At 45.0% G+C, this 10,946-nt stretch carries 3 protein-coding genes; 2 read left to right on the forward strand and 1 reads right to left on the reverse strand.

Annotated features, from left to right (window positions below):
* On the reverse strand, nt 1-4,208 hold a 4,208-nt coding region (locus CJ239_RS12405; RefSeq protein ID WP_374703779.1), incomplete at its 3' end, for a hypothetical protein.
* 67 nt (nt 4,209-4,275) lie between these two features.
* Between CJ239_RS12405 and CJ239_RS12410 the strand changes: the two genes are divergently transcribed.
* Nucleotides 4,276-4,389: an LPXTG cell wall anchor domain-containing protein gene (locus CJ239_RS12410; protein ID WP_374703780.1), complete on the forward strand. Its 114-nt coding sequence runs from the start codon at nt 4,276-4,278 to the stop codon at nt 4,387-4,389.
* A 1,356-nt stretch (nt 4,390-5,745) separates the two neighbouring features.
* Nucleotides 5,746-10,946, forward strand: a 5,201-nt coding sequence (locus tag CJ239_RS11995; protein ID WP_257994400.1) for an accessory Sec-dependent serine-rich glycoprotein adhesin, incomplete at its 3' end; no start/stop codon positions are given.

The following is a 10,946-nucleotide window of genomic DNA, read 5'->3' on the forward strand; positions in this document are numbered from 1 at the left end:
ACAAGTGCTGTAGCGTCTACTTCAGCAAGCACAAGTGCTGTAGCGTCTACCTCAGCAAGCACAAGTGCTGTAGCCTCTACCTCAGCAAGCACAAGTGCCGTAGCCTCTACCTCAGCGTCAACAAGTGCTGTAGCGTCTACTTCAGCAAGCACAAGTGCTGTAGCGTCTACCTCAGCAAGCACAAGTGCGGTAGCATCTACCTCAGCAAGCACAAGTGCTGTAGCGTCTACCTCAGCAAGCACAAGCGCCGTAGCGTCTACTTCAGCATCAACAAGTGCTGTAGCGTCTACCTCAGCGTCAACAAGTGCTGTAGCGTCTACTTCAGCATCAACAAGTGCTGTAGCGTCTACCTCAGCAAGCACAAGCGCCGTAGCGTCTACTTCAGCATCAACAAGTGCTGTAGCGTCTACCTCAGCGTCAACAAGTGCTGTAGCGTCTACTTCAGCAAGCACAAGCGCCGTAGCGTCTACTTCAGCATCAACAAGTGCTGTAGCGTCTACCTCAGCGTCAACAAGTGCTGTAGCGTCTACTTCAGCATCAACAAGCGCCGTAGCCTCTACCTCAGCGTCAACAAGTGCTGTAGCGTCTACTTCAGCAAGCACAAGTGCTGTAGCGTCTACCTCAGCAAGCACAAGTGCTGTAGCCTCTACCTCAGCAAGCACAAGTGCCGTAGCCTCTACCTCAGCGTCAACAAGTGCTGTAGCGTCTACCTCAGCAAGCACAAGTGCCGTAGCCTCTACCTCAGCGTCAACAAGTGCTGTAGCGTCTACTTCAGCGTCAACAAGCGCTGTAGCGTCTACCTCAGCGTCAACAAGCGCTGTAGCGTCTACTTCAGCAAGCACAAGTGCTGTAGCGTCTACCTCAGCAAGCACAAGTGCTGTAGCCTCTACCTCAGCATCAACAAGTGCTGTAGCGTCTACCTCAGCGTCAACAAGTGCTGTAGCGTCTACTTCAGCAAGTACAAGTGCTGTAGCGTCTACCTCAGCGTCAACAAGTGCTGTAGCGTCTACCTCAGCGTCAACAAGTGCTGTAGCCTCTACCTCAGCAAGCACAAGCGCCGTAGCGTCTACTTCAGCATCAACAAGTGCTGTAGCGTCTACCTCAGCGTCAACAAGTGCTGTAGCGTCTACTTCAGCGTCAACAAGCGCTGTAGCGTCTACCTCAGCGTCAACAAGTGCTGTAGCCTCTACCTCAGCAAGCACAAGCGCCGTAGCGTCTACTTCAGCAAGCACAAGCGCCGTAGCCTCTACATCAGCAAGTACAAGCGCCGTAGCGTCTACCTCAGCAAGTACTAGCGCCGTAGCGTCTACCTCGGCTTCAACAAGTGCTGTAGCGTCTACCTCAGCAAGCACAAGCGCCGTAGCGTCTACTTCAGCAAGTACTAGCGCCGTAGCGTCTACCTCAGCATCAACAAGCGCCGTAGCGTCTACCTCAGCAAGCACAAGTGCTGTAGCGTCTACCTCAGCGTCAACAAGTGCAGTAGCGTCTACCTCAGCAAGCACAAGCGCCGTAGCGTCTACCTCAGCAAGCACAAGCGCTGTAGCGTCTACCTCAGCAAGTACAAGTGCTGTAGCGTCTACTTCAGCATCAACAAGTGCCGTAGCCTCTACCTCAGCGTCAACAAGTGCAGTAGCGTCTACTTCAGCATCAACAAGTGCTGTAGCGTCTACCTCGGCTTCAACAAGTGCCGTAGCGTCTACTTCAGCAAGCACAAGTGCTGTAGCGTCTACCTCAGCAAGCACAAGCGCCGTAGCGTCTACTTCAGCGTCAACAAGTGCTGTAGCGTCTACCTCAGCATCAACAAGTGCTGTAGCGTCTACCTCAGCATCAACAAGTGCTGTAGCGTCTACCTCAGCAAGCACAAGCGCCGTAGCGTCTACCTCAGCAAGCACTAGTGCTGTAGCGTCTACTTCAGCAAGCACAAGTGCGGTAGCATCTACCTCAGCATCAACAAGCGCCGTAGCGTCTACCTCAGCAAGCACAAGTGCCGTAGCGTCTACCTCAGCGTCAACAAGTGCCGTAGCGTCTACCTCAGCAAGCACAAGCGCCGTAGCGTCTACTTCAGCATCAACAAGTGCCGTAGCGTCTACTTCAGCATCAACAAGCGCTGTAGCCTCTACCTCAGCAAGCACAAGTGCTGTAGCCTCTACCTCAGCGTCAACAAGTGCTGTAGCGTCTACTTCAGCAAGCAAAAGTGTGGTAGCGTCTACTTCAGCATCAACAAGTGCTGTAGCATCTACCTCAGCAAGCACAAGTGCAGTAGCGTCTACCTCAGCATCAACAAGTGCAGTAGCATCTACCTCAGCAAGCACAAGTGCTGTAGCGTCTACCTCAGCATCAACAAGTGCAGTAGCGTCTACTTCAGCATCAACAAGTGCAGTAGCGTCTACCTCAGCATCAACAAGTGCTGTAGCGTCTACTTCAGCAAGCACAAGTGCTGTAGCGTCTACCTCAGCGTCAACAAGTGCTGTAGCGTCTACCTCAGCAAGCACAAGCGCCGTAGCGTCTACCTCAGCATCAACAAGTGCAGTAGCGTCTACCTCAGCATCAACAAGTGCTGTAGCGTCTACCTCAGCATCAACAAGTGCCGTAGCATCTACCTCAGCAAGCACAAGTGCCGTAGCGTCTACCTCAGCATCAACAAGTGCAGTAGCGTCTACTTCAGCCTCAACAAGTGCAGTAGCGTCTACCTCAGCAAGCACAAGCGCCGTAGCGTCTACCTCAGCCTCAACAAGTGCAGTAGCGTCTACCTCAGCCTCAACAAGTGCTGTAGCGTCTACCTCAGCAAGCACAAGTGCAGTAGCGTCTACTTCAGCAAGCACAAGCGCCGTAGCATCTACCTCAGCAAGCACAAGCGCCGTAGCATCTACCTCAGCAAGCACAAGTGCAGTAGCGTCTACTTCAGCAAGTACTAGCGCCGTAGCGTCTACCTCGGCTTCAACAAGTGCCGTAGCGTCTACTTCAGCAAGCACAAGTGCTGTAGCGTCTACCTCAGCATCAACAAGTGCAGTAGCGTCTACCTCAGCCTCAACAAGTGCTGTAGCGTCTACCTCAGCAAGCACAAGTGCTGTAGCGTCTACTTCAGCAAGCACAAGCGCCGTAGCATCTACCTCAGCAAGCACAAGCGCCGTAGCATCTACCTCAGCAAGCACAAGTGCAGTAGCGTCTACTTCAGCAAGTACTAGCGCCGTAGCGTCTACCTCGGCTTCAACAAGTGCCGTAGCGTCTACTTCAGCAAGCACAAGTGCTGTAGCGTCTACCTCAGCATCAACAAGTGCAGTAGCATCTACCTCAGCAAGCACAAGTGCTGTAGCGTCTACCTCAGCATCAACAAGTGCAGTAGCGTCTACCTCAGCATCAACAAGTGCTGTAGCGTCTACCTCAGCAAGCACAAGCGCCGTAGCGTCTACCTCAGCATCAACAAGTGCCGTAGCATCTACCTCAGCAAGCACAAGTGCCGTAGCGTCTACCTCAGCATCAACTAGCGCCGTAGCGTCTACCTCAGCATCAACAAGCGCAGTAGCCTCTACCTCAGCGTCAACAAGCGCAGTAGCGTCTACCTCAGCGTCAACAAGTGCTGTAGCGTCTACTTCAGCATCAACAAGCGCCGTAGCCTCTACCTCAGCAAGCACAAGTGCGGTAGCGTCTACCTCAGCAAGCACTAGTGCTGTAGCCTCTACCTCAGCGTCAACAAGTGCCGTAGCGTCTACCTCAGCAAGTACTAGCGCCGTAGCGTCTACCTCAGCAAGCACAAGCGCCGTAGCGTCTACTTCAGCAAGCACAAGCGCTGTAGCATCTACCTCAGCAAGCACAAGTGCAGTAGCGTCTACCTCAGCATCAACAAGTGCGGTAGCGTCTACCTCAGCATCAACAAGCGCCGTAGCGTCTACTTCAGCATCAACAAGTGCAGTAGCGTCTACTTCAGCAAGCACAAGCGCCGTAGCATCTACCTCAGCAAGCACAAGTGCTGTAGCATCTACCTCAGCGTCAACAAGTGCTGTAGCGTCTACTTCAGCAAGCACAAGCGCCGTAGCGTCTACTTCAGCATCAACAAGTGCAGTAGCGTCTACTTCAGCAAGCACAAGTGCTGTAGCGTCTACCTCAGCAAGCACAAGTGCTGTAGCGTCTACCTCAGCAAGCACAAGCGCCGTAGCGTCTACTTCAGCATCAACAAGTGCTGTAGCGTCAGAATCAGCATCAGCAAACACATCGACATCAGTAAATACATTATCTTCTGAAACGCCATCAGAATCAGCAGGTAAGTCAAGACAGCAATTGCCAAATACAGGTACAGAAGCTTCTAAATCATCTATACTCCTTGGAGCTTTGGCAGCTGTGACTGGTCTAGGTTTGATTGCAAAACGCCGTAAACGTGATGATGAAGAGTAATCGGATTAAAAATACATAGAAAGTACTATTATTTCGATTTATAAAGAAATCCCTTGGATGAAAATCATCCAGGGGATTTTTTTGAGTACGATCTGACGGTCATAATATAGTAGATTGAAATAAGATATGAACAAAGAGATTAGGAAAGTCAAATTAATTTCTAGAAACGTTTTAGAATCCTTATTGTACTATTCTAGGTTCAATCTGCTATATAACCATTAGTACTTAATGAAAATCAAAGAGCAAACTAGGAAGCTAGCTACAGGCTGTACTTGAATACGGAAAGGTGAAGCTGACGCTGGAAATAAGAATCGTCAGAGGAAGGAACAGCGAAATAGTGGCTCTACAAACAGAAACGTAATAGTAAGACCCTCAATATAGTAGATAAAAAGCTAGAATCTCTAAAGTCCAAATAGGTAAACGTAATCTATATATGTAAATCAAGAGAGTAATTGAATTAGGACTAATGTTTGTGTGAAAAAGATAAATCTTTATGATACTGAGCAAAAAGTCTTTAAAATTAAAAAACGCATAATATCAGCCCTTGAAAAACCTTGATACTATGCCTTTTATTGTGTGAATATTTACTTCATTTTTTCCTGAAATTGAATTTTTGCCCAGTCTCGGGTCAGATTTCCTATTTTAATTGTAACCTTTTAAAGTTCTCATATCTTGTATAAACGTGGAAGATGTACGACTTATCTCATGATGTCTCTTAAGCGCAGAAAGTGTAGTAACAACAAATCATAAGAAGCATAGTAGTTAAGAAACTTCTATAATAGAAATGGAGCGAAGGAGTGAATACTTAAACAGTCTGGGTAGAGAGAGTTTGAATTGAGTATTAAAAAATAAATACTTTTAATAAATGATATGTTTGATCGTTCATTGATGTTAGAATAAAGACATTCAAGGGCATAGAGATACTGTCCTTCTTGCATTATTCTATGGTAAATAGGAGCTAAAATGTTTATGTATTGTTTCATGCTAATGTAGCTTACTATAGATATAAAAAGATATATAAGTATACAAATATCACAGAAAATCAATATATTAATAAATAGAGTATTATTTTCCAATTCTAGTTTAAATTTTTGTAACAAAAATTTAATATTTCTAAATATAAATACATAAAATGATTAAGAATTAAATTTATAGACTTTGAAATCGTTTGAAATTGGAGATGTTGTTGATAATTATGAAAAATTGTAATTCAGAGTCTAGTAATATAAAAATGCTTTTTTTTTTTAGGTAAAATAATTTTCTATAAGTTTGAAATATTTGATTTATCAGTGTATAATATAGATTGGTATTTTATTGATAAATACACATAAAAATAGAAGGAAAGGAATCTAAAAAATGTTTTTTAGACGCCAAGAAGGTGAATATAGGGAAACGGATCGTGTGACCCGTTTCAAGTTGATCAAGTCGGGTAAGCATTGGTTGCGTGCATCGACCTCTCAATTTGGTCTCTTTAAAGTCTTACGAGGTGGTGTAGATGCTGCTCAGGTAACAACTGAAGTGATTGAAGAACAATCAGCAAATACACTTACTGGCTTGGATATCCTGAAGGGGATAGCTGCAGCAGGGACGGTGCTTGGAGGAGCAGTTGCAACACAAACAACTGTTTATGCCAATGATGCTCTCGAAAAGACAGTAGAGTCAAATCAAACACTTGCAAATACAGATACAGTAACTTTGGGAACAGTAAAAGATCAGGAGGGGGCTCAAGCAGACAGCCTATCAGTTTCTGTCAGCCAAAGCCAATCTTTGTCTAAGGAAGCTTCAAAGAATGCAAGTAAGCATCTTTCAGAAAGTGAAAGTCAATCAGTAAGTGCTTCAACAAGTGCCTCTGTATCTGCAAGCGCATCAGCATCAACAAGTGCGGTAGCGTCTACCTCAGCAAGTACATCAGCTTTAGCAAGTGCTTCTCAATCACAAGCTGGAGCAACTTCTGAACTTGCAAAACCAGTAGCATCAGAAACAGCTTCAAACAAAGAGACATCTGTACGTAAAGAAGATACAGCTAATACTACAGCTGATGCAGCTCTTTCAAAAGTCATCACGAACAGTTTGGCTTCTCTTCAGGCAGTTGAAAATCGTTTAAGTCAACTCACATCAACAACTTCAAGCTTGGTGGATACGACAACAACAGCTGCAGTAGCAACTACAGTATCGGCTGAGAGCAATAAAAAAGCTGAAGAAGACCGTAAACGTCTTTCTAAAATCTCAGCTTCTATGGGTGAATACCTAGCTAAGTCTATCGGTCTTCCAAATACTGAATCAGCTGTTGCTAAGGTTAATGCTGCTGTAACAGCTATCGAAGAAGCCTTGAAAAATCCTAATGCTGATCTAACAGCGGTTATCAAGCAGGCCAAGGCTGCAGAAGCTTCAATCGCCAATGTAGTATTGCGTGCAAATTCAGGAAAACGAGATAAGCTAAATGGCCAAGTCATGAAGCAAGGCTCGCAATTTAGAGTTAAAAACGTAATGTCAGGTTCGAATGCGATTGGTGATGAAGTAGTTACCTATGGTAAGAACGGTGAGAAAATTAGAGCTTTTTCTTCAGGTAACTCTGACAATGCGGAAAATCGATTGAATAACAACATCAATCTAAATGTTATTCCAGAATATGACAGTAAAGGGAAGATTACTTCTTTGGTTTGGACTCTAGTATCTGACCCTAAATCGCAACTGTCTCCAACTTTGGCAAATAACTGGATTCAAATTCCAACAATTGTTAACATGCCTGAAGAAATCATTAATGCCAACTATCGTTCAACGATTACTGGTCAGTATGATGATTTGTCAAACCTAGGTGTCACTGCTAATGACAATATGATGCCTGGGCGACACGGTGTGATGGAACTTCGTGGAGCAGAGAAGACTGCTTTGTCAAATTTTGGACGTGCAGACCGTGGTTTGATTTCTCTCTATAGTGAAGATGAAGAACACAATATGTTCCGTGCTTTTTCGCGTAGTCAAAATGCAAGTTATCCTTCAACTCAAGCCTTGAAGGATGCGGTAAATCCAAAAACATCAGAGAGACGAACTATTTGGCAACGTGTGCAAGTATCAGGCGGTGGTTCGAGTGAGGTTATGCGTTTTAGAACGACAGTGCCAGACTCAACTACTAATGGTATGATTAAGAACATGCAAGTTCTCTATGGTGCAGCCTCGCCAGCAACAACTTTTGCGGCTATTGGTCTTCATACCAACCCAGCGGATATCAGTAACAAAGAAGCTTACCCAGTTCGTATCAAAGGTGGTAGCACCCATTTTGTAAACCAAGTAAACGCACCATATAGCTATTTAGATTTTGTACGAGCTGGATTTGAAGCGTGGGGAGAGGTAGTAGACTCTAATCTAGCAAATAATGGTTTCCCAGATGCTAATAAATATCTAATCACTACAGCTCAAAATGGAGAAGACTATGGGGTTCCTAAAGGACCAGTAAATAGTGATGGAACATTCAAAGGAACCTTGACTTATCGTAAGGTATCGGATGGAACAGAAGTGCCACATAAGTCTATTGGACGTGAGCCAGGTGTAATGGCTTTGAACATCCACCGTCACTTTACAACGGATGGTTTTGAAGATGATACACCAATTACTTTTGTTATCAAACCAAAAACGCCACAAATCACAACCCAGTTGCAAGATGGTATTGAAAAGCAGGACATTCGTGTTGCAAACGCAATAGCAGGTAAGAAAGTTGCCCTTTATGAAAATGGTCAGCTAATCGCAACGACAACGGCAGCAGCAGATGGCACAGCGGTCTTTAATAAGGTTGGTTTGGGAAGTGGAAATAGTTACCATGTGAAGAGTATTGTAGATAATCAGTCTACCTATACAGATAGAGATGGTGTGCAAAAGAACTATGTTGAGTCTAATGAAAGTAACAAGGTTACAGCCCATAACATCGTTAACCAAACTCCGGCACAACCACGACTAGTGGCACCAAATTCGGGTCTTACTATAGGAAGTGCAACAGCTACTCCTGTAGAAACTGCTGATAAACCAGTTGACAAGATGACGCTAACTTATCGTCCAACAGGGCAAAGAAATGATAAGACAGTCACTATTCAAAAAGTAGGTAATAAATGGGAGAAACAGGGAGATTTCCCAGCTACACTTGGTTTTAACCCAAATACAGGAAGTATTGATATTCCAGCCTCTGAAGTGGAAGACAATACGAAGGTTATTGCTACTTCGACCTACAAACGTAGTCAACCTGCTAAGTCGGAAGCGACCGTTGTCGGAGTTAATACTCAAGGACCTAAGATCACTATTACAAAAGATGGACAAGTAATCCCAGTTTCTTCTACTACGGGACAGGATATCGCTCCAGGTTCTCCGATTATCTATGCTGGTGAGACTTCTAGTATTGTTATCACAGCCTCTGAAAAGGAAACGGGTAATAACAAAATTCCTACCTTTAACATAGTGGATTTCTCAAACACAATAGTAAATTCAGATGGGGCTTCACGAAATTTTGATCCATCTAAGGTAACATTAACAAAGGATGAAAGCGACCCTAACCTCAAACGGACAGTCTTACTTCTTGATCCAACACGAGAAGATGTAGGAAATAAAAAATTCGGAATTGTTGCGATAGATGGGAATAACAATCCTAGCTATTCAGGTCTAGGTCTTGTAGTCAAGGAACAAAAGGATAAACCAACCAACGAACCAACAGCAACTAAGTATGAAATTGCAAAAGATCAAACTGTGACAGATGAAACAATTAAAGGTTTGATTAGCAACTACGAGACAGATGGTACGACCATTTCTTTGAATCGTGATAACTTAGATACTACAAGAGCAGGTGAACAAAAAGCAACTGCAACCTTGACTTATAAGGATGGTTCAAGTGAAACGATTGATGTTCCAATTTCGGTTGTTGATAACCAAAAACCTGTGATGGGTCGAATTGAGGCAGTTAAGAATGCGATAGTTACAGCCTCTGAACCACATAAGATTGTTGTTTACCGTGGGGAAAGTTTTGAAGCAAATCTTAAATATACAGATGACCAAGGGAAGATTGTTTCTTTCAAGTATGCAAATGATGCTAATCCATGGGGACCATCATCAACAACATCAAGTTATCCAGGACCATTTGGGAATGTCAGACTAGAAGTTCCAACCAATAAACTCAATGTTGATGGACAAGCAACAGAAAGCAATCCTCTAAAAGTAAATATTAAGGGGGATGTTCCACTTAATGCAACTTTGGGATCTTATACTCGATATCTTTATGCTTATGATAAATTTGGAGCCTTTTCAGGTGGAGATAATCTGAAATATGATAGTCCAACTGGAGATACTCAGGGTTCAGGTTTCAAGATTGAAATACATGCTCAAACTGATAAGTACGAGGGAGGGGAATCAACGGCTAATCGAACATTTACACCCCCATCTGGTCAGCAAACAGTTGACATCACAGGTGCTGCTGGGGACTATGTTACAGCTGCTCAAGGAACTCCAAGCCATCCAACTGGTACTAGATATGAGTGGAAACCAGGAACAACCTTGACAGGTTTAGGAGTTGGAGAACATACGAAGACAGTTGTGGTTACTTATCCAGATGGCTCAACAGATGAAGTACCTGTTACTATTACTGTAGATGATTCAGATTATAGATCACAACAGGCTTCCTTGTCCGCGTCAACAAGTGCAGTAGCGTCTACTTCAGCAAGTACTAGCGCTGTAGCGTCTACCTCAGCCTCAACAAGCGCCGTAGCGTCTACTTCAGCAAGCACAAGTGCTGTAGCGTCTACCTCAGCGTCAACAAGTGCTGTAGCGTCTACCTCAGCAAGCACAAGCGCCGTAGCGTCTACCTCAGCATCAACAAGTGCTGTAGCGTCTACCTCAGCGTCAACAAGCGCCGTAGCATCTACTTCAGCAAGCACAAGTGCTGTAGCGTCTACTTCAGCAAGTACTAGCGCCGTAGCGTCTACCTCAGCGTCAACAAGCGCCGTAGCGTCTACTTCAGCATCAACAAGTGCCGTAGCGTCTACCTCAGCATCAACAAGTGCTGTAGCGTCTACCTCAGCAAGCACTAGTGCTGTAGCGTCTACTTCAGCAAGCACAAGCGCCGTAGCATCTACCTCAGCATCAACAAGTGCCGTAGCATCTACCTCAGCGTCAACAAGCGCCGTAGCGTCTACTTCAGCAAGCACAAGTGCCGTAGCATCTACCTCAGCATCAACAAGCGCCGTAGCCTCTACCTCAGCATCAACAAGTGCCGTAGCGTCTACCTCAGCGTCAACAAGTGCCGTAGCGTCTACTTCAGCATCAACAAGTGCAGTAGCGTCTACTTCAGCAAGTACTAGCGCTGTAGCGTCTACCTCAGCGTCAACAAGTGCCGTAGCGTCTACTTCAGCGTCAACAAGCGCCGTAGCGTCTACTTCAGCAAGCACAAGTGCCGTAGCATCTACCTCAGCATCAACAAGTGCAGTAGCGTCTACCTCAGCCTCAACAAGTGCTGTAGCATCTACCTCAGCGTCAACAAGTGCAGTAGCGTCTACCTCAGCGTCAACAAGTGCTGTAGCGTCTAC

Source organism: Streptococcus sp. UMB0029 (assembly GCF_002871495.1).
In the GTDB taxonomy this organism is placed as follows: Bacteria; Bacillota; Bacilli; order Lactobacillales; family Streptococcaceae; genus Streptococcus.